Raw genomic sequence first — 20620 nt, forward strand, 5'->3', positions numbered from 1 at the left:
TCAAATCCCTAAAAATCCATACCAGAATTCCTGGATCTCAACGCCAAACCACAAACACAGCAACCCGGCAGCCGCCAGGTAAGGCCCAAATGGGATAGGTACTTCACGCCCATGTTTCTTGAAAACCATCAGGCTGATACCCACAACGGCACCCACAACCGACGACAACAGAATCACAGCGGGCAACAATTCCCAGCCCAGCCAGGCGCCCAAGGCGGCCAGCAGCTTGAAATCGCCGTGCCCCATGCCTTCTTTGCCAGTCGCCAGTTTGAACACCCAGTAAACAGACCAGAGGGAAAGGTAACCAAAAACTGCGCCGAGGAAGGCGCTGTTAAAATCGCCGAGATACCCGAAATAGCTCAACACCAATCCGAGCCACATCAAGGGCAGGGTGATACTGTCTGGCAAAAGCTGAGTGTCGAAATCGATTACGGTCAGGGCTACCAGTGCCCACACCAGCAGCAGCGCCAGCAATGTCGATTCTGAAGGGCCCCCAACCACTAAAGTGATCACAGAAAACAGAGCGGTTACCGCCTCAATCACCGGGTAACGAATAGAGATATGGGCCTTACAGCCAGCACACTTTCCGCCGAGAAACAGATAGCTGATAACCGGAATGTTCTCCCAGGCCCGGATTTTATGGCCACAGGAAGGACAGGTAGAAGCCGGGCTCGAAAGTGTTACACGCTCTTCCTGCTTGTGCTGCGCTTCCGGAATCTCAAGAAACGCCTCGCACTGACAGCGCCAATCCTGATGCATCATTTTTGGCAGACGAAGAATAACAACGTTCAGGAAGCTACCGATGCATAGGGAGACGAATATGACAGTGAGGTACAAAAGCCAGGGAGTTGAGAGGAAGAAATCTATCACCCAACAACCTGCCCCATCTGAAATATCGGCAAGTACATGGCAATGATCAAACCACCCACAAGCACACCCAGAACCGACATGATCATTGGCTCCATCAGCGCAGTAAGGTTATCCACCATGTCATCTACCACACCCTCATAGTGTTCAGCCACCTTCTCCAGCATCTCGTCCAGATTGCCGGACTCCTCACCGATAGCCGTCAACTGCACAGCCATCACCGGAAAAATGTCCTGCTCCCGCATGGAGGCCTGCAACTGAGTACCGCTGGAAACATCGCTCTTGATGCGTTGAATGGCATCTCGATAAACCGCGTTACCGGTCGCGCCGGCAACCGAATCCAAGGCATCTACAAGGGGAACACCCGCAGCAAAGGTTGTCGACAGAACCCGGCCGAATTTTGCAACCGCAGACTTATCGAGAATTTCACCGACGACAGGCAGTTTGAGGACATATTTATCCACAAAATCCGAGAACTTCTGTGAGCGCCTGTTGGCTTCCTTGAACAGGAAGATCGTTCCCATAATGCCCAGTAGTACAACAAACCACCAAGACTGCATCCACTCAGAAAGTCGCACAACCATTTGGGTAAACACAGGAAGTTCTGCTCCAAAGCCCTGGAACAAACTTTCAAACTGGGGAACAACTTTTACCAAGAGAATAGCGGTAACAACGATAGCTACGACAACGACCGCAATCGGGTAGGTCATCGCCTTTTTCACTTTCTTCTTAAGTAGCTCAGTCTTCTCAAGATAGGTGGCGATACGGTCGAGCATCTTCTCAAGCGCACCGGCCTTTTCACCGGAGTCCACCAGGTTGCAATAAAGACTGTCAAAGTGTTTTGGATGTTTGCGAAGCGCCCCCGCAAAACTGGTGCCGGATGAAATGTCGTTCCGGATTGCCATCACCAGATCTTGCAGCCCTTTGTTTTCAAGCCCATCAGTAACAATGTCAAAGCTCTGAACCAGGGGTACACCCGCTTTCATCATCGTCGCCAGTTGCCGGGTAAGCATGGCGATGTCGAAAGGCGTGATCTTCTTGCTACCACCAAAGAGGGGCTTGGGCTTTTTCTTGACCTTGTCCGGGATAATTCCCTGCTTACGGAGCTGTGCCTTTACCAAGGCAAGATTGGAGCCGGTAAGCTCGCCCTTGGACTTATTACCTCTCCGGTCTTTTCCTTCCCAGATATACGATTCCAGCTTTTGCGCTTTCTCTGCCATGCTTAATCCTTCGTCACGCGGTTGGCTTCCTCAAGACTGGTTACACCCTCGATCACTTTCATAAGTGCTGATTGGCGTAAATTCCGGAAGCCTTCGGCCTCAGCCTGCTGTGCAATTTTAATGGAGCTGGCTTCTTCCATAATCATGCTCGCCAGCTTACTCGTAACCTTGACCACCTCGTAAATACCGACGCGACCTTTATATCCTCCATTGCATTTATCACAGCCCTTGGGGTGGTACAACTTGAAGCCTGTATCAATTTGTTCCTGTGTGAACCCTTCGGTCAAAAGTACGTCTTTTGGAACGTCGCCGGGTTGTTTACACGCACTGCAAAGGCGTCGGCCAAGCCGCTGGGCAATAATCAGGCTTACAGACGTGGCAATGTTAAACGCAGGCACACCCATGTTCATCATCCGAGTGAGTGTTTCCGCCGCACTGTTGGTGTGCAGGGTAGATAGAACCAGGTGACCGGTCTGCGCTGCTTTAATTGCAATGTTGGCGGTTTCAAGGTCTCGAATCTCACCCACCATGATCACATCCGGGTCCTGTCGGAGAAAAGCCCGCAGCGCTTCCGCGAATCCAAGGCCAACCCTGTTGTTCACGTTAACCTGATTGATACCTTCCAGGTTGATTTCTGCCGGGTCCTCCGCCGTGGAGATGTTGATATCCGCCGTATTCAGAATGTTCAGCCCGGTATAGAGCGAAACGGTTTTACCTGAGCCCGTAGGGCCTGTAACCAGAATCATACCCTGCGGCTGCGCAAGCGCATCCATGTACAGCTTCTTCTGATCCTCCTCGTAGCCCAGCGCATCAATGCCGAGCTTGGCCTGGCTGGGATCCAGAATCCGAAGAACGATCTTCTCCCCCCAAAGTGTTGGGAGGGTGTTAACCCGGAAATCAATGGCTTTGGTTTTGGATAGCTTCATCTTGATCCGGCCATCCTGGGGAACGCGCCGCTCGGAAATATCCAGCTGCGCCATGATCTTTACACGTGCAGAAATTTTTGGTGCCAGCTTAATGGAGGGCCGCGACATCTCTTTCAAAATGCCGTCTGTCCGGTATCGAACCCTGTAGATTTTTTCGTAAGGTTCAAAATGCACATCCGAAGCGCCGCCGCGAATGGCGTCCAAAAGCATCTTGTTAACATATTTTACAATGGGCGCGTCATCTACATCGCTTGCAGTAACAGCCCCGTCATCTTCCTGCTCGCCTCCCTCGGTTTCGACGCCTTCCAGATCCGCATCGTCCAGATCCCCCATGCTGGTGTCATGAGACTCCAGGTACTTGTCGATAGCTTCACGGAGCTTGGCGTCATCAACCAGAATAGGGTCGGTGCTCAGACCGGTGTTGAACTTGATTTCATCCAGCGCCTGAATGTTCGTGGGATCAGACACCGCAATGAAAAGCCTGTTGCCCCTCTTGTATAAAGGAAGGGCGTTATGCTTTCTCACCAGTTTCTCGTCAACCACCTTGTCGGGCATCATTTCAGGAAGAAATGCCGAGAGGTCCAGAACCGACACTCCAAACTCCATTGCAGCCGAAAAGGCCAGTTTGGAGCTATCTGCCAACTTGTTCTGGGTAAGATAGGTGATCAGTGGAATGCGATTTTGAGAAGCCTGAACAAAGGCATCTTTGGCGACTGCCTCATCAAGAAGCCCGTCATCCACGAAGCGCCGGGCCAGACCGGTAAGCGTGATGTTACTTTGGTTAGTAGCCATAAACTGAGTAAAGAATGCCGTCTAAGTGACTGAAAGAAGGTTTTGTCTATTAAGCAGAGTTTAGATGGCTGGCATGTGTTTGGAAAGGCGTGTGGTTAGTTTGCGGGCTTCAATTGAGATTGGTTCGGCAAAAAGAAGTGAGTAGGAAGGGTTGGTGTGTGACAAATTTTGTCACCGAGTGACGGGGAGCGGCTCTGAAGTGATCGTGCTGACATGTTGCGTTATGTGTGATGAGGTGTCGTAGGCTCTTGATTGATAATACTTTGATTCTATTTTTGTTAGTTGGCATGAGGAATGCTTGAGGTTGCCCAGGCTCAAGAAAACCGGTTGCGGGGCAAGGCTCCACCGGCCCCGGGCCAATTCGAGTTGATCAACGACAATCATAGAGGTCGAATATGAAGAACATGAAAATCAATCATGCCCAGAAGGGTTTTACGCTGATCGAACTTATGATCGTTGTTGCGATCATTGGTATTTTGGCGGCTATTGCAATCCCTCAGTATCAGGATTACACGGCGCGTACGCAGGTTAATCGCGCTTACAGTGAATTATCATCGCTTCGAACGGCGGTGGAAGAAAGGCTGACTCGAGGTATTACGACTGGTACTTATCCTGATCTTGGTTTCACTGGTTCGAACCTTACAACCGAAACTTCCGCAACAACTGCAAACTTCCCGGGTGGCGTTGGTGATTTGGTTGCAACTTTAGGTGACAACGCCGGTGCGGGTATCGCAACAGCTACTATCACCTTGAGTCGTGCGGCAAATGGCGCGTGGTCATGCGCAGTGGATGGTAATAGTCTGACTACATTTAAAGATTCTTATGCGCCAGCGGGCTGTACTTACACTCCCTAATCGCGACATGTCTTGAAGATGAAAGAGGGGGCCATTACGGCCCCCTTTTCGCTTATCAAAGCTGCGGTGGAATGCCGGTGTCGGTATTAGCAAACTTGCCCAGTATTCAATGGCCGGAGCACGATATGATCTTTTTGCTATCACTTCTGATTTTGGCATTGTCGTTTTTATTTCCCATTGGCTTGTATCCTTTTCAAGATTTTATTAGAGATTTTCTTGCATTCTCGGCAGTTCTCTTGATCTTTTTGTCTCTACTCCAAGGGAAAATCCTAGAATTTGGAGTTTCAAGATCTTTAGGCTTTCTACTGGGGTTGTTTTTCCTTCTTTTAGTAAGCTTTATCGTGTTTGATCCAGAGATAGTGATATCTTATAATCACTACTTGCTTTCGATAGTGTTTGTCTTCATGTTGTCCGTGTCAACTTCCACCTTGGTTCATAAGTTTTCTATTTCATCAGTTGTTAATTTTGCTTTTTTGGTTGTTTTTTGGATAAGCTTTATTTCCATCATCTTAAGTTTTCTTAGGTTTTACGGGGTATTAAAGGTTGTTTTCCCGGTTATTTTGAATGATGGAGACAGGCTGATTGGGCCATTTGGTCAGCCAAACTTACATGCTCTCATATCATCTTTCGGTGTTCTTAGTTTAGTTTATTTTAGATTTGTAAAAACATTTATTAACAGGTGGGCGTTTTGGGCTCTGGTGTTGCCCTTTTTCTATGCAGGCGCGTTAACTGCTAGTAGAACATGGATGATCTCTATCGTTATAATAAGTTTGGCTGTTTTAATTTACGCTTTGAAAGTTAATTTATCAGGCAAGCCTTTTCTCAGGGAGCATTATGTTACTCCCCTTCTTCTTTTAATTTTAATGGCTGTATTTTATGGGTTGGCACCAAAGTTGGACTCGGTGCTTGCAGGCCCGTTGGTTGAATCAGGATATATAAATCGCACATCGTCTGAGGAGGTGCTCGCTAAACGTCTGAGTTCGGGCTCCTCAGGCAGGCTTGCGGAATGGAAGAAGACCGTTGTTGGGTTTTCTGATATTGATAATTTGTGGATTGGGAATGGTTTGGGGCGATATGGTGAATTCAGTAACCGGATAGAGCTTAAAAATAATATTTCGGGGAATGGGAATTTCTGGGGGCATTCTCACAATATTTTCATTATGTTTTTAATCGAGTTTGGTTTTCTTGGTTTGGCATATGTAATATTTTTATTTTTATATATAGGGGTGGTTTTTTATAAATCAATCTTTTGTGTCAATGGAAGGGCTGAGTTTGTTTTTCCTTTTTCGATAGTTTTTATTTTGTTGGCTCACAGTTTGGTAGAGTTTTCGCTTTGGTATTTTCCGTTTTTGTTCCTGTTTGTTGTTTTTTTTACCGCAATGGATAAGTTTTATTTGTTCACGGTTTCGTCGAAATTTTTTCCACGAGTTGTCGCCGTTTTGTTTTTTGTTATTTTTACGCCTCTTGGGATTTATGTTGCGAAAGATGTGTATTCGGTTACAAAGATAATGTACGAAAAGACGTCAGATTTTAGTGATGTTTGGGAGTTGGGATATATCAGTAATAGCTCGATTATTGGTGATAAGGCGCTCATGGTTGCTATATTGCGTTTTCCTCCAATGGTTTCCGGTGGCGAGCAAAGCCTTAAGCAGCTTGCTAAGTACGCTGACTGGCGGCCTCGTCCTCTGTTTTTGCTTCGAGAGGCATCATTGTCTGCTTTTAATTTAGCTTATGAAGATTCATGCCATAAAATTATCAATGCAATAAAACTATATCCAGATATTATTGTGCCCTTAAAAAGAGAAATTAAACTATTAGTGGATAGCAAAGATTTTGGTGAGAATAGTGATTCTTATTTTGATGCTTGTGTTATGGAAGGGGTGAATTATTGGGTTCGTAATGGGCGAAAAAAAGCTGCATTACTTGCGGTTGACAGTGCCGATTGAGATGCCCCCCCTCTCTGTCAGGGTGGTTGGAACCCTACCCGATTAGGCTTTCTCAATAAAGTGGAGCGCAACAGAGGTTATCATGACGTATTCACTGGAGCGTAGAGAACCTATTTTGCGTATGTCTGGTAGTTACCTCCAAGAAGCTAAGGTGGGGGGTATCTCTGAACATGGAACGGCCAAACCCAGCCTCGCCGCAAGATAAGCCTTCCAAACAATAATCCATTCTTCAATCAGGTCATGGCTCGGAAATTGCTTTTTAAAGTATAAATTCAACTGCCAGAACCTGATCGCTGATGACTAAAAATGCCGGCTTTACCTTAATAGAACTGATGATAGTCGTGGCTATCATCGGCATCCTTGCTGCCGTTTCTATACCTCTCTATCAGGGTTACATCTTCAAAGCACAGATAAGTCGGGCCGTAGGCGAATTGTCAGCCTATAAAGCCCCGTTTGAAGAGCGCGTAGGCTCTGGTGGGAATGTCGCTAATAACGATATTGGCTATAATCCTTCCGATCTTACTAATGGAAGTCAGGCAACGAATATAGGTAAGCTCAATCCTGACGGATCAGGGCAGCTTCAAGTGACCATGGGCGGCAATGCACACCCAAATTTGACAGGTTTGGTTCTGCGGTTTGAACGAACACCTTCAGGCGCGTGGAGCTGTGTGCTAGACAACACAGCGGTTGCGGCGATGTGGGAAACGTCTTATTTGCCTTCTGGCTGCCGCCTGTAAAACTAAATGCTGTATTTCGATATGCCCAGCAGTTAGTGTTTTAGTGGTCGTAGTGCAGTCCTAGGCACAAGAATCGGAGGCGGAGTCAGGTATTACCCGGAGCCTTGCGCTCCATCAACGGCGACCTGGAGCCACCCTCCCCATCCATCTGAACACTAATCCTGGGCGCCGCAACATCAATATACCGCTCCTCCATATTCCGCTTAAGCAACAGATTAAACGCTCTCGAAACATCCCACTGAAACTCAGGTTTCGTCCGCATCCGCATCCGCAACACAGGGCAACCTTCCTCGAACGAGTGAATCCCCTGCATTTCAAGAGGTGACCAGATTAACCAGCGCATGTCCGGCTGTGTGCGGAGCTCCTCAGCCGTTTCTTCCATCAAAAGGATCGCGTCATCAATGGGCAGCTCACGGGGAATCCGGATTTTGATGAGCGCGATACCAAACTGGCGGGACATGTTGTGAATGGAGCTGATTTTGCTGAAGGTGATGTGATGAACAACCCCGTCGAGATCCCGCATGCGCACGGTGCGTAAGTTGAAGCCTTCCACCGTTCCTATGTAGCTGTTGATCTCTACAAAGTCGCCGACGGACATGGAGTCTTCAACCACAATGAAAAGGCCGGTGATCAAATCCTGAACGAGGGTCTGGGCGCCAAAACCGACGGCCAGGCCGATGATACCGGCACCTGCCAGAAGGGGCGTTACGTCGACGCCGAGGGAAGACAGGCCGACAAATATGGCGACTATTATAATCGTGACCAGCAGGGTGTTCCGGGCAATGGGAACAATCGTCTGCGCCCTTGCCGGGTTGATCTTTTTCTTGCGATCTCCACCGCGCAGTGCTCGCTCCAAGAGCTCATCTACGAAAATCCAGATGAGACTGGCAATCAACCAGGTGAGAATCACACCGATCAGGCTATTGGTTAAGCCGGCACTGATGGGGGGCTTTTCGCCTACGCCCAACAGGGACAGGTCCCATATCTGCAAAACCAGTTCAAAGAACGCCAGCCACGCAGTAGTTTGCAGCAAGCGATAACCAAAGCGCACCAGCCTTTGGCTGAATTTGCTCAGAGCCTGGTGCTTCGGGCTATTCTCCTGAATGCCAAAGAGCCCCTGAATGGCGAGGGTTACCGCAAGTAGTAGCGCACAGACCATTGCCTTACCCAGAGCCGCATCGGCCTCCCCGCCATTGGCAAAAACTGCGACAACGGATGCGCTGATGGCCAGCAGCATCGGGATATGCCAAAGCCTCGCCAGCAGTGCCGTGACTTCTCGCCAAACACCCTGATTTTTGCGTTGCTTGTAGGGGCGATTGCGAATCAAATGAGTGACGGGGCGGCGGTTTCTGACGATGAGGAAAAAGCTCAGGAGTGCGGCGGCTATGCTGAAGGTGAGGGCAAGCGCGCTGGCGAGCTCCGTGCCGAGTTGAGAGGTGAGTTCCGCGGTACCTAGTGCATCTTCAAGCGCGAGGAGTACGCCGATAATGAACAGGGGCACCAGCATTCGCCGGCGCAGGATAAGAACGGCTGTCTGGCGATGGCCGCTTGAAAAAATAGATATGGTTACATCAAAGAGTGATGTCAGCCCGCGAGCCCACAGAGCTGCGTAAGCGAGGATAAGAACAGTGCTTTGAGCGCCTGCAGACATGCCGAATGTGGGCAGGCCAACCAGAAGGGCGGTAAACGTAATCAACCAGGGCAAGAGGCGCCGCGCCATGTGCGCGATCAGCATCCAGGTTTTGGGCTGTCGCGGCATTGTTACGGGCCAGTCTCGCCAGGCGTATAACATGCGAGCTAATCGTGAGAGGCCCCACAGTGCGACCAGCCATGCCAGGAACCCGGCAATGGTTTCCATTACAACGAGAAACGACGCACCTTCCAGCAGCTTCTCAGCTGCACTGTAGGCATTCTGGAAGTTCGTTTTCCATTTCCCAAGTGGCGTTTCTGCGTTGATGTCCGGATTAGCGGCTTCATCAAAGAAAACGGCCAGAGCACCCAGTACGCCCTCACCACCGGAGGCCCTCTGTGCGGTTTGGGAGGATTCTGCTTGAAGTCCCTGTTGTATGGACTTGAGTTGCTCTAGCAGAGCGCGCCGGCTTTCGTCATCTTCCAGGGCCTGAATGGTTACCTCAAGAGACGCCCCAAGCTCCTCGGGCGAGGCGGCTTCTTTATCTGTTTGCTCAGAAGAGCCGCCCGAGAGGCCGGGTATCCCTGGAAGCGTGAAGGGTTGAGCCTGAGCCGTACCCACCGCAAAAAGCAGCAGGAAAAAGGCGATTAAAAGTCTGGTAAACCTCAAATCTCAACCTCTTCAAACAAATCCGGCACCTCAGAATCCCATCCAAACTTTTCATTGATCCGCTTGCGCATTATGTCACTGGCCAGCATCTCGCCGTGGGTAACGTACACTTTTTCGGGCTCAAGGGAGCCCTGCGCGAGCCATTGCAGGATCTCATTATAGTCGCCGTGAGCTGAGAGGGAGCCCAAGTTGTGGATTTCGGCTTTTACGGGCCAATACTCTCCGTGGATTTTTACCGACTCCACGCCTGCCACCAGCCGATCGCCCCGGGTTCCTGGTGCCTGAAAGCCCGCAAAGACGACACTGTTTCTGTGGTTTGGTAGCAGCGTTTTCAGGTGGTGGAGAACCCGTCCGCCGCTCGCCATGCCGCTGGCGGATACGATGATGCAGGGGTAGCGGGCCGAATCCAGCTTGATGGATTCATCCACGGTGCGGACGAACTCGGTGTGGCTGTCGATCACTTCGCACTGGCTTGCGCTCAGCTTGTGCTCTTTATGGTGCTTGCAGAAAATCTCCGTGGCTTTAATGGCCATGGGGCTGTTGAGGAATACCGGTAGTTTGGGAATGCGCCCTTCTTTCATGATCTTGTGAATCACGTAGAGCAACATCTGGGCACGGCCAACGGCAAAAGCCGGTATCAATACAATGCCACCACGACCAGCGGTGCGGGTAATAATCTCTGCCAGCTCGGTCTCCGGGTCGGTTTCCTCGTGCAGCCTGTCGCCGTAGGTCGATTCGCACACAAGCACGTCGGCTTTGCTGATCGGTTCCGGCGGGCGCATGATCGGATCGTTCTGTCGGCCTACATCACCGCTGAATACCACTGTGCGGTCATCCGTTTTGTGGTGAACATGTACGCAAGAGGATCCCAGAATGTGCCCGGCTGGAGTGAAGGTCACTTCAAAGCCCTTCACCGGCTCAAAGGTTTCGTGGTAGTGAAGAGGTTCAAAGTGTTTCAGGGCTTCCATGGCATCCTTCACCGTAAACAGCGGTTCCGGGTTTTCATGCTTCGAGAATTTCTTGCGAAAAGCGTATTTGGCATCCTCTTCCTGCAGATAACCTGCATCCGGAAGTAACACCTTGCACAAATCGTAGGTGCCCTGGGTGCAATAAACCTTGCCTTTGAAACCGTTTTTGACCAGCGCGGGCAGGTAACCTGTATGGTCTATGTGGGCGTGGGTCAAAACCACCGCATCAATAGTGCCCGGGTCTACAGGAAACTTGGCCCAGTTCCTTCGGCGCAGGGTTTTAACGCCCTGGTACATGCCGCAATCAATCAACACACGGTGTTTATCGTCGGAAAGCAGGTAGCGTGAGCCGGTTACCGTGCCGGTACCACCGAGGAAGCGAAGTTTCATAAACATAGACCTTCTGGCTGGTGAGGCGTTGGAGCCTCTGAGTCGCAGTTCAAATTGCTTCTTTCAGGGTGCCTGAAAGCGACCTGCCAGAAAAGCCTGAATACGATCAGCCAGTACTATTTGTTATTATGCATGGATACAAGCAACGCAGGACGCAGAATATGCCATACACTTCATTACTCGCAGATGTGATTCGACTGGCCGACGAAGCCAGTGCAAAAGTGCTTCGAATCTACCAGTCTGACTTCAAGGTAAATTACAAGGAAGACGAGTCGCCGATCACCGCTGCGGATATTGCAAGCCACGAGATCATCGTGAAAGGCCTGCGCAACCTGAGCCAGGATATACCGATTCTTTCAGAAGAGGGCGCCCAGGCCAGCTGGGAGGAACGCAAGCAATGGCGCCGGTTCTGGCTCGTTGACCCAATTGACGGGACCAAAGAGTTTACGCAACGCTCCGGAGAGTTCACGGTAAATATAGCCCTGATTGAAAACGGTGAGCCAGTAATGGGCGTTGTTACGGCCCCTGCTTTAAAAGAGGCGTTTTGGGGCATCAAAGGTGAGGGCGCTCACAGGCGTGACAGGAGCGGGCAGATTCACCGCATCCGCGTGGCCGAGCCCCCGGCAACCAAACGCGTCATTGCCAGCAAAAATCACATGAATGATGAAACTCGCAACTTCATCCGAGCGCTGGGTGCGCACAAAACGCTTCAGGCTGGCAGCTCCCTCAAATTCTGTCGAATAGCTGAAGGCCATGCCGATATTTATCCCCGAATGGGGCCCACCAGCGAATGGGACACGGCTGCAGCCCATGCCGTTCTGCTTGCTGCCGGCGGAAATGTACACACTTTGGAGGGCCAGCCATTGCAGTACGGTAAAGAGGATGTGCTAAACCCGTATTTTATTGCGGCGGGAAACTGGTACTTTTGATACGCCTTAAGGCTCACTGCTCATTATCAACTGACACCGGAATCTTATGACCTGGTACGCACTCCAGCACAAGCCCGCGCAAGGTGATAGGGCTCTTGCCAATTTGCAGAATCAGGACATTGCCTGTTTCTACCCTAAGATTCAGGTTGAAAAAATCAAAGCAGGAAAACGCATCCAGAAGCTGGAGCCACTGTTTCCCGGTTATTTGTTCGTCAATCTGGAGCAAACAGACCCCGCCTGGGCAAAGCTGCGGTCAACCCGCGGAGTACTGCGTGTTGTGAGTTTCGCTAACAAGCCTGCCGCGATTTCAGATGACGTCATTCGGCACGTTAAAGACAGCCTTGATTCGGTCACGCAGCAGGGTGGGCTCAAGCAGGGCGAAGCGGTTCAGCTGGGCGAAGGCCCGTTTGAGGGGATTAATGCGGTTTTTCAAGCGTACGATGGCGAAGAGCGGGCTATAGTGTTGATCAGCTTTATGCAAAAGCAGCAATGTGTGAAGGTGCCGGTTTCGGCGATAAAGCATTGAATCAGATTTCGCCAAAGCCCATGCAAAAAAGCCATGTTTTGGAGACTGCAGTCAAATGAGTGACATGCAAAGTGCGCCTCCTGGCGGTCAACGGCCAGAATATTCCGATGAGATCAGCCTGGTTGATCTCGCTGCAACGTTTATTCGGAGGCGTCGGGCTTTTTATGTGGTCTTTGTTGCCGTCACAATTGCTGGCTTGACATACGCAATGTGGATGCCAGACGAGTATGAGTACGCCAGCCTTATCCAGATAGCTCAAAAAGACAGCAAAGAGTTTGTTCAGTCTCCAGAAACGATCATTGCAACACTGGAGAGTCGCTGGTTGCCGGAGGTGCAAACCATATATCGCGAAAAACATGGCACAAAACTGCCTTTTGATGTGTCTTTCAGTAATCCCGAAAGCACTGGCCTGATTCGTTTCATCAGCAACTCGACGAAAGAGGTAGAGAAAGCCATTGTTAGCGCCCACAGTTCCCTGATTGGCAGCGTCAAAGACCATCAGGCGATATTGGTTGCGGTCGAGCGACAAAGCCTCGAGCGCCAGGCAGTGTCTTTGGAAAAGGCTATTGAAACATTGAAGGGTGAGAAAGACGCCGGTGAAGCTATTGCCAGCGCGATAGAGAGGCGCTCCAGGATTGACGCTAAACTCGAGGGGCTGCAGGGAGTGGAGGTGCTTGTTACCAGCCGCCGAAGCGCTGAAAAAGTAGCCCCGAAACGCAGCTTGATTGTTGTGTTGTCGTTACTCCTCGGTAGTATGTTGGGTGTTTTTGTAGCTTTTATGGGCGAGTTTGCAGCTACCGTAAGGGAGCAGGTTGCAGCTGAGAGTGCTAACTAGCTGTCATTTCAAATAAAAGGTTCTCTGGTCTTCTGGCAAGCCATGAAACTTCCGCATTGGTTTGGTTTATGTGTACGTCTTTCTGCCACTTGAATGTCTCATTGAATACCGTAGAATCGCGACTCTTCAAATATTGAACACCCACACACTGACAGGGATGCGCTAGGGAGCGTATAGCTCTCTCTTCGCTTTTTCCCGTTATTGCTGGCAAATTATTTTTATGACCTTAAAACACTGGGCCTTGGTCGGTGGGGCGGTAGCGTGCCTGACCAGCACTTTAACAGCGGCGGCACCCTGGCTGGAGCCGGGTGATGTACGCGCTCGGTTCGCGGTTCAGAAGCTTGCGGATCGCGGGCACCTGCAGCGCCCTGTGAGCAGCTGGCCAATCATGTGGGGCTCAATTACCAATGGGTTGAATGAGTCAGAAAGCAAATCTGACCCCGCCACTGGGCTCGCGCGCAATTACCTTGAATTTGAGCGCAGCCAGCAAGCATCCCCTGGGTTTCGTACCGAGTTTGAAGTCTCTGGCACGAACGAAGTGGCCATGGCTCAGGGCTTTGATCGCGGGCCAATGGCCGAAGGCACAGTAAAACTGGATGTGCAGTGGCAGGGGCAAAACTGGGCTTTTGGTCTAGCCCCGGCTTATGCCCACAACCCCGATGACGACAAAAGCGTCCGATTTGATGGCTCTTATCTTGCCGCAACCGCCGGCAACTGGGTGTTTGGTGCCGGCGCTATTGATCGCTGGTGGGGGCCTGGCTGGCAATCCAGCCTTATCTTGTCCAACAACGCCCGGCCACTGCCCTCTGTATGGCTGAATCGTAAAGACGCCTCCGCGCCTGAAAGCCGATGGCTGAGTTGGGTTGGTCCGTGGCAGTTCACTGTATTTGCCGGGCAGTATGAGAAAGAACGCAAGGTGCCGGAAGCCAAACTGATTGGTATGCGCCTGAACCTTCGCCCGCTGGATGGACTGGAACTGGGGTTTTCCCGTGCAATTATGCTAGGCGGTGAAGGTCGGCCTGAAGGCGCCTCTACCATCTGGAATGCATTGATCGGCAGAGATAATGGACAGCTGGAAGAAGACGATCCGGGCAACCAGCTTGCCAGCATCGATGCGCGTTATGGCATGGCCATAGGCAACCAGTCTTTGGGTGTGTACGGCCAAATGATGGGCGAAGACGAAGCCGGTGCTTTTCCCGCACGTAAATCCTGGCTTTTGGGCACCGATTGGACGAGCCAGCTTTTTAGCGGCGACCAACAATGGTTTATTGAATACGCTAACACCCTTGCTGATGACTTCCTGGGCGACGCCATGCCCAATATCACCTACGATCACTCCCGTTATAATAGCGGCTACCGCTATTACGGCCGCACCATGGGTGCCAGCTTCAGTGGCGATGCCGAAGCCATTACGCTAGGTGGCTTTCACTTCTTCGATGATGGTCGCAACCTCTCGGCCAGCCTGAGCTTTGTTGAATTCAACAAAGACGGAATAAGCCGAACACCGATGATCGATCAAGACATCAAGTTAATGGTTCCCGCTGAAAACGCTAAACAAGTGATCGCAAAAGCCGGCTATGGCACAGAATTGCTCAATGGCTGGCTGGACCTGAGCGCGCAGTTTGCAGACAAAAAGCTCGAATTGATCAATCCGACAGACAATGAAGCAGGCCAATGGTCTGTAGGCGCCAGTTGGCGACACCGTTTCTAGTTCCCGGCAAAGCACCTGCCAGTCCTTAGCCCCTCTCCCAGAACCAATCAATTTAAGTAATAAACCGGACCCTAAAACCGTGAATCTAAAGAACCTCCTGATCTCTTTAACTCTTCTGCTCCCCGTAGCAGCTCAGGCGCAATCCATAACACCCGCCCAGATTCAACAGTTTAAATCTCTGCCCAAAGCCCAACAGGAGGCCTTGGCGCGGCAATACGGCGTAGATCTGGATCAGATTCAGGGAGGAGGCACGGAAACCCGGCCGCAAGTGAATCAGGAGATTTCAGTCGTTGAGCCACTTGAGAAAGACAATGAGCAGAATGGTCGGAAAGACCAGAGTGACAGCAAGCCCTCCAAGGAAGAGCAAGCGTTCAGCGCAAAGAATCATGGCCTGAAGCCGTTTGGGTACGAGCTGTTTGAAGGAAAGCCCAGCACTTTCGCCCCAGTCACAGAAATTCCGGTGCCTGCCAACTACACGATGGGCCCCGGTGACGAATTAAAGGTTCAGCTTTGGGGCAATGATAACCGGCAGCTATCCTTGGTTGTTTCCCGTGATGGCACCATCGAGATGCCCGAAAGAGGGCCGGTTAATGTCGCTGGTATGAGCTTTCAGCAAGTCCGAGAAGAAATCAGCAGGCTGGTTGCAGAGCAGTACATTGGCGTAAAAGCGGCCGTATCTCTTGGTGAGTTGCGAAGTATGCGAGTGTTTGTGCTTGGAGAGGCGCGTACGCCTGGCTCGTTCAGTGTGAGCTCGCTCTCTACCATAACCAACGCACTTTATGTGTCTGGCGGCATTCGCCACACCGGCTCTTTGCGCAACGTACAGCTAAAGCGCAACGGGAAGGTTGTGAGCACTCTTGATTTATACGACCTTCTGCTGAAAGGCGATACCAGCGGTGATGTACGCCTTCAACCCGGAGACGCCGTATTTATCCCGGCTGTAGGTCCCCGTGTCGGGATAGATGGTGAAGTCTATCGGCCAGCTCTTTATGAAATTAACAGTTCCACCACGCTCGACGATTTGGTTGATCTGGCTGGTGGTCTCACGTCGCAAGCCTACCCGCAAATTACCCGTATAGAGCGCACGAATGATGATTTCCTGCGTGTAATAGCAGAGGCTGATCTCACCAACAACAAAGGCAAGCGTGCGAAGGTGAAGGCTGGTGATCGGGTTTCAGTTGCGTCCATTGCCGACGTGACAGGCCAGTACGTTGAAATAACAGGTGCGGCCACTCGTGAAGGCAAATTTGCATGGGTGCCGGGCATGCGGGTGAGCTCCGTAATCCGCAATCTCGACGCAGATTTACTGCCAATCGCAGACACCAATTTTGCGGCTTTGGTCAGGACAAACTCCGAGTCCCAAAACATTTCCGTCCTGAGCTTGGAGCTAAAAAATGCCTTAGCCAACCCCGGCGGTGAAGAAGACCTGGTGCTGCAAGAGAAAGACCAGATTTTAGTGTTTTCGGATGAGGGTAAGGGCAACTTCAAACAGAGCTTTCGCGAACAGGCGACTGCTCGCAATTCAAGCGAAATGGCCCAAAAATCTGCTGACGGTCAAAAAGATCCGCAGCGGTTTCGTCGCGATATACTTTTTAGTCCCGTTGTAAGGCGCTTGAAAGCTCAGGCCACCCCGCTAGCACCTCAGCAAACAATAACCATCAGCGGACCTGTGCGCTACCCTGGTGAGTACCCTCTGCCAGCAACAGGGAAAGTGAAAGATGCCATTGTTATGGCCGGTGGTTTGACGGATTCCGCCCTGATGTTAGATGCAGAGCTGGCTCGCCGGAACCTGAATGTTGATGGAGTAGAGCAAACTCAGCTTCGCACCGTCAGCCTGGTGGAAGCAATGAATGACCAATCCGATATACAGCTGCAAAGCCGTGATCGCCTGATGGTCAAATCCATTCCGCTGTTCGGTGCCACACGTACCATAAAGCTGGAAGGTGAAGTGGTCTATCCAGGCGAGTACACGTTCAGCGATGGCGAGACGCTGGTGGATGTTCTCAAACGTGCTGGAGGGCTCACCAGCAATGCATTCCCGCGTGGGGCGGTATTCACCCGTAAAAAGCTACGTGAGTTGGAAGCTCAGCGCCTGCAGGAAGCTGAAAAGCGCCTGCAGGGTGACCTGCTGGGTGTTCAGTTGGAAGGCGATAACTTTGGTGGCCAGAGTGCACAACGCGTAGAACAGGTTCAGAGCTTGCTAGACGATGTGCAAACTAGCCGACCAGTAGGGCGCATGGTAATTGACCTTGCCTCCGTGATGGAAGATAGCAGCTATCAGTCCATTCGCCTGCAGGACGGCGACGCATTAACCGTCCCCACTATTCCTCAGGCCGTAAGTGTGTTCGGCGAAGTGCAATTCCCCACAAGTCATCTGCACTCAGCAGGTTTAACCGTAGACGACTACCTGGGGCGTTCTGGCGGGCCAACCCGTCAGGCAGACGAGAGTCGGGTGTACGTGGTGAAAGCCGACGGTTCGGTAATGTTGCCTGAGAAAAGCGCGTGGTTTGGCGGTCGCAGCCAGCAGTTGCAGCCAGGGGACACGGTTATCATGCCGATTGATGTGGACCGCCTGAATCAGTTGGAGCTGTGGACGAACGTGAGCCAGATTGTTTATCAGATGGCGCTTGGTGCAGCGGCAGTGGGTAATCTGTGATGAATCAACGAATGGAGCTCGAACAGCAAAGCCAGTACGCAGATGATGAAATTGACCTTAGGCAGCTTTTCGCCACATTGTGGGCAGGAAAGTGGCTCGTTCTAGCGATTACGATTCTATTCGCTGCGGGTGGCGTGGCCTTTGCTCTTATGAAACCGGATATCTATCAAGCCAGCGTACTGGTGGCGCCGGCTAATGATGAAGGTGGCGTTCAAGGCTTGAGTGGCCAACTGGGAGGCTTGGCCAGCTTGGCTGGTATTAACTTGGGTGGTGGCGGTTCCAATCAAACTGTTATCGCTAAAGAAGTCCTACAGTCTCGCGCGTTCCTGACGGATTTCATCCGTAGGCATAAGCTGGCAGTTCCACTGAAGGCCGCTAACGGTTGGAATAAAGAAAAACAGCAGTGGCAGTACAACCGTGAAACCTACAATCCTGAAACGAAAGAGTGGCTTACCGACGATAAAGGCAAGAGTTTTGCCCCCACAAACTGGGATCTGGTGAAAACTTTCAAGGGAAGTCACCTGAGTGTGAGTGAGAGCAAAGATACAGGCATGCTCACAATCAGTATCAAAAACCTTTCACCAAAGGCTGCCAGAGATTGGGCTACTTTATTGGTAGCGGATATAAATGAGCACATGCGCAAGGAAGATGTCGGCACCTCTGAGGCTCGTATTGCCTACCTGGAAGGTAAACTGGAAGAAACCAGCATCGCTGGCATGCAACAAGTGTTTTACCAACTTATTGAAAGCGAAACGCGTACGGTAATGCTTGCCAATGCGCAACCTGAGTATGTATTCAAAACCGTAGATCCCGCCGTCGCACCCCAAGAGAAAAGTGAGCCCAAGCGCGCTTTGATTGTTGTTTTAGCTGTGATGCTCGGGGGCATGCTGGGTATATTTTTTGTCTTCGTACGCGCCTTCATCAAAACCGATAAAGCTGAAGAAAAGCTATGAAATTCCTGATCACCGGCGGCGCCGGCTTCATCGGCTCTGCGGTCATTCGCCATATTATCAATAACACCACCGATGAAGTGGTTAATCTCGATAAACTAACCTATGCCGGCAATTTGGAAAGCTTGGCGCAGGTTAGTAGCAGCGAGCGATACGTCTTCGAACAAGTAGACATTTGCAATCGCGCCGAATTAGACCGTGTATTAGCCCAACATCTGCCAGATGCCATCATGCACCTGGCTGCCGAAAGCCATGTGGACCGCTCAATAGACGGCCCGGCTGAGTTTATTGAAACTAACATTGTAGGCACCTACACCCTGCTGGAATCCACCCGCCAGTACTGGCAGGCCATGGAACCAGGCAAAAAAGCCAACTTCCGCTTCCACCACATAAGCACCGACGAAGTATACGGCGACCTCCCGCATCCGGCAGACTTTTCAAGGGATGAGGCTGACTTCCCCTCTCCTCTCGCGGGAGAGGGGCCAGGAGAGAGGGGGAAGTCATTGCCTCTCTTCACAGAAGAGACAGCCTACGCCCCAAGCTCCCCCTACAGCGCCAGCAAAGCCAGCTCAGACCATCTGGTACGAGCCTGGTATCGCACCTACGGCCTGCCAGTACTCGTCACAAACTGCAGCAACAACTACGGCCCCTACCACTTCCCGGAAAAACTCATCCCCTTGATGATCCTCAACGCCCTGGAAGGGAAGCCGCTGCCCGTATACGGCAAAGGCGACCAAATCCGTGACTGGCTCTACGTAGAAGACCACGCCCGAGCACTCTACAAAGTGGCCACAGAAGGTAAAGTAGGCGAAACCTACAACGTCGGCGGTCACAACGAAAAAAAGAACATACAAGTAGTACACACCCTATGCGATATCCTCCAGGAATTGCGCCCACAGGTAAAAAGCTACCGTGATCTTATCACCACAGTAACCGACCGCCCCGGCCACGACAGACGCTACGCCATAGACGCCAGAAAAATCGAAAACGAACTAGGCTGGGTGCCAGAAGAAACTTTCGAAACCGGCATCCGCAAAACCGTACAATGGTACTTGGAAAACCAAGAGTGGTGCCAAAGAGTGCAAGACGACACCTACCAAAGAGAACGTCTGGGAGCAACAGTATGAAAGGCATCGTCCTCGCGGGCGGCTCCGGCACCCGCCTGTACCCCATAACACTCGGCACCTCCAAACAACTCCTGCCGGTGTACGACAAACCAATGATTTACTACCCGCTCTCTGTGCTCATGCTAGCTGGCATCCGGGATATTCTCATCATCACCACCCCGGAAGATCAGGCAGGATTTCAGCGGGCATTGGGTACCGGTGAACAATTCGGTATTCACCTGAGCTACGAAATCCAGCCAAGTCCGGATGGCCTCGCCCAGGCCTTTATCATTGGCGAAGAGTTCATTGGTAGCGACAGCGTGTGTCTGGTATTGGGTGACAACATCTTCTATGGTCAGGGATTCGTTCCTAAGCTCCACGAATCCGTGAAGCAATTGGAAGTGCAGGGCGGGGCGACCGTATTCGGATATCAGGTCAAAGACCCGGAACGTTTTGGCGTGGTGGAGTTTGACGGTGCGCAAAAAGCCATCTCTATCGAAGAAAAGCCCACCAGGCCTAAATCACATTTTGCAGTCACCGGTCTCTATTTCTACGACAACAAGGTGGTCGAGATTGCCAAAGCCGTTCAGCCATCAAACCGTGGTGAGTTGGAGATTACAGACGTGAATCGGGCGTATCTGGGAAAAGGCGAATTGAGGGTAAACCTGCTGGGTCGGGGCTTTGCATGGCTGGACACAGGCACTCACGAAAGCCTGCTGGAAGCCGCCCAGTTTGTAGAAACCATAGAAAAGCGCCAAGGCTACAAGATCGCCTGTTTGGAGGAAATTGGTTACAACCAGGGCTGGTTAAGCAGGCAAAAAGTAGAGCAACAAGCGCAGGAGTTACGCAAAAACAGCTATGGCGACTACCTCAGCGCCTTAGTCGGTGGTGAGCTCTGAAAGGTACTT

General features: G+C 51.2%; 16 protein-coding genes. 11 read left to right on the forward strand and 5 right to left on the reverse strand.

Annotated features, from left to right (window positions below; all coding sequences use genetic code 11):
• From ACN0RL_RS03190 to pilB, 3 genes are read right to left on the reverse strand one after another with little or no spacing between them, the layout of a single operon-like run.
• Nucleotides 1-870: a prepilin peptidase gene (locus ACN0RL_RS03190; protein ID WP_417513630.1), complete on the reverse strand. Its 870-nt coding sequence runs from the start codon at nt 868-870 to the stop codon at nt 1-3.
• Entirely contained in the window at nt 867-2087 is a 1221-nt protein-coding gene (locus ACN0RL_RS03195) for a type II secretion system F family protein (RefSeq protein ID WP_417513632.1), read from the reverse strand. The genes ACN0RL_RS03190 and ACN0RL_RS03195 overlap by 4 nt, the downstream gene beginning before the upstream one ends.
• A 2-nt stretch (nt 2088-2089) precedes the next feature.
• Nucleotides 2090-3805, reverse strand: coding sequence for a type IV-A pilus assembly ATPase PilB (pilB, locus tag ACN0RL_RS03200; protein WP_417513634.1), 1716 nt, complete (start codon nt 3803-3805; stop codon nt 2090-2092).
• A gap of 395 nt (nt 3806-4200) precedes the next feature.
• Between pilB and ACN0RL_RS03205 the strand changes: the two genes are divergently transcribed.
• The 3 genes from ACN0RL_RS03205 to ACN0RL_RS03215 all read left to right on the forward strand — a co-directional run bounded on the left by ACN0RL_RS03205 (nt 4201) and on the right by ACN0RL_RS03215 (nt 7342).
• The gene (locus ACN0RL_RS03205; RefSeq protein WP_417513636.1) at nt 4201-4659 is read left to right on the forward strand and encodes a pilin; all 459 of its coding nucleotides are present in this window, start codon (nt 4201-4203) and stop codon (nt 4657-4659) included.
• 77 nt (nt 4660-4736) lie between these two features.
• Nucleotides 4737-6605, forward strand: coding sequence for an O-antigen ligase family protein (locus tag ACN0RL_RS03210; RefSeq protein ID WP_417513638.1), 1869 nt, complete (start codon nt 4737-4739; stop codon nt 6603-6605).
• A 296-nt stretch (nt 6606-6901) separates the two neighbouring features.
• Nucleotides 6902-7342 carry a pilin gene (locus tag ACN0RL_RS03215; RefSeq protein WP_417513640.1) on the forward strand — a complete coding sequence of 147 codons (441 nt, stop codon included), beginning with the start codon at nt 6902-6904 and terminating at the stop codon, nt 7340-7342.
• Nucleotides 7343-7427: 85 nt separating this feature from the next.
• On the opposite strand, the gene ACN0RL_RS03220 is transcribed toward ACN0RL_RS03215, so the two are convergent.
• Together ACN0RL_RS03220 and ACN0RL_RS03225 are read right to left on the reverse strand one after the other, a co-directional pair.
• Nucleotides 7428-9641, reverse strand: coding sequence for a mechanosensitive ion channel domain-containing protein (locus ACN0RL_RS03220; RefSeq protein WP_417513642.1), 2214 nt, complete (start codon nt 9639-9641; stop codon nt 7428-7430).
• Nucleotides 9638-10999, reverse strand: a complete 1362-nt coding sequence (locus ACN0RL_RS03225) for an MBL fold metallo-hydrolase (protein WP_417513644.1) — start codon at nt 10997-10999, stop codon at nt 9638-9640. The genes ACN0RL_RS03220 and ACN0RL_RS03225 overlap by 4 nt, the downstream gene beginning before the upstream one ends.
• Before the next feature lie 161 nt (nt 11000-11160).
• On the opposite strand from ACN0RL_RS03225, the gene cysQ reads away from it, so the two are divergent.
• The 8 genes from cysQ (at nt 11161) to rfbA (ending at nt 20611) form a co-directional block, all read left to right on the forward strand.
• Nucleotides 11161-11928, forward strand: a complete 768-nt coding sequence (cysQ, locus tag ACN0RL_RS03230) for a 3'(2'),5'-bisphosphate nucleotidase CysQ (protein WP_417513646.1) — start codon at nt 11161-11163, stop codon at nt 11926-11928.
• Nucleotides 11929-11974: 46 nt separating this feature from the next.
• A complete protein-coding gene (gene rfaH, locus ACN0RL_RS03235) occupies nt 11975-12454 on the forward strand; it encodes a transcription/translation regulatory transformer protein RfaH (protein ID WP_417513648.1) in 480 nt (159 codons plus the stop codon).
• A 55-nt stretch (nt 12455-12509) separates the two neighbouring features.
• Nucleotides 12510-13289, forward strand: a complete 780-nt coding sequence (locus tag ACN0RL_RS03240; protein ID WP_417513650.1) for a Wzz/FepE/Etk N-terminal domain-containing protein — start codon at nt 12510-12512, stop codon at nt 13287-13289.
• 220 nt (nt 13290-13509) lie between these two features.
• On the forward strand, nt 13510-15000 hold the full coding sequence (locus ACN0RL_RS03245; protein WP_417513652.1) for a capsule assembly Wzi family protein: 1491 nt from the start codon (nt 13510-13512) through the stop codon (nt 14998-15000).
• 79 nt (nt 15001-15079) lie between these two features.
• A complete protein-coding gene (locus ACN0RL_RS03250) occupies nt 15080-17656 on the forward strand; it encodes an SLBB domain-containing protein (RefSeq protein WP_417513654.1) in 2577 nt (858 codons plus the stop codon).
• Nucleotides 17657-17667: 11 nt separating this feature from the next.
• Nucleotides 17668-18609: a Wzz/FepE/Etk N-terminal domain-containing protein gene (locus ACN0RL_RS03255; protein ID WP_417513656.1), complete on the forward strand. Its 942-nt coding sequence runs from the start codon at nt 17668-17670 to the stop codon at nt 18607-18609.
• On the forward strand, nt 18606-19733 hold the full coding sequence (locus ACN0RL_RS03260) for a dTDP-glucose 4,6-dehydratase (RefSeq protein ID WP_417513658.1): 1128 nt from the start codon (nt 18606-18608) through the stop codon (nt 19731-19733). Before ACN0RL_RS03255 ends, ACN0RL_RS03260 begins: the two co-directional genes overlap by 4 nt.
• Nucleotides 19730-20611, forward strand: a complete 882-nt coding sequence (gene rfbA, locus ACN0RL_RS03265; protein ID WP_417513660.1) for a glucose-1-phosphate thymidylyltransferase RfbA — start codon at nt 19730-19732, stop codon at nt 20609-20611. Before ACN0RL_RS03260 ends, rfbA begins: the two co-directional genes overlap by 4 nt.
• The last annotated feature ends 9 nt before the right edge of the window (nt 20612-20620 follow it).

Origin of the sequence: Marinobacter sp. (assembly GCF_048259445.1) — a bacterium.
GTDB lineage: Bacteria > Pseudomonadota > Gammaproteobacteria > Pseudomonadales > Oleiphilaceae > Marinobacter.

Coding starts and splice junctions, on each gene's coding strand:
- ACN0RL_RS03260 (WP_417513658.1), top strand. CDS start 18,606: ATGAAATTCCTGATCACCGGCGGCGCCGGCTTCATCGGCTCTGCGGTC.
- ACN0RL_RS03195 (WP_417513632.1), bottom strand. CDS start 2,087: ATGGCAGAGAAAGCGCAAAAGCTGGAATCGTATATCTGGGAAGGAAAA.
- pilB (WP_417513634.1), bottom strand. CDS start 3,805: ATGGCTACTAACCAAAGTAACATCACGCTTACCGGTCTGGCCCGGCGC.
- ACN0RL_RS03205 (WP_417513636.1), top strand. CDS start 4,201: ATGAAGAACATGAAAATCAATCATGCCCAGAAGGGTTTTACGCTGATC.
- cysQ (WP_417513646.1), top strand. CDS start 11,161: ATGCCATACACTTCATTACTCGCAGATGTGATTCGACTGGCCGACGAA.
- ACN0RL_RS03225 (WP_417513644.1), bottom strand. CDS start 10,999: ATGAAACTTCGCTTCCTCGGTGGTACCGGCACGGTAACCGGCTCACGC.
- ACN0RL_RS03255 (WP_417513656.1), top strand. CDS start 17,668: ATGGAGCTCGAACAGCAAAGCCAGTACGCAGATGATGAAATTGACCTT.
- rfbA (WP_417513660.1), top strand. CDS start 19,730: ATGAAAGGCATCGTCCTCGCGGGCGGCTCCGGCACCCGCCTGTACCCC.
- ACN0RL_RS03215 (WP_417513640.1), top strand. CDS start 6,902: ATGACTAAAAATGCCGGCTTTACCTTAATAGAACTGATGATAGTCGTG.
- ACN0RL_RS03245 (WP_417513652.1), top strand. CDS start 13,510: ATGACCTTAAAACACTGGGCCTTGGTCGGTGGGGCGGTAGCGTGCCTG.
- ACN0RL_RS03240 (WP_417513650.1), top strand. CDS start 12,510: ATGAGTGACATGCAAAGTGCGCCTCCTGGCGGTCAACGGCCAGAATAT.
- rfaH (WP_417513648.1), top strand. CDS start 11,975: ATGACCTGGTACGCACTCCAGCACAAGCCCGCGCAAGGTGATAGGGCT.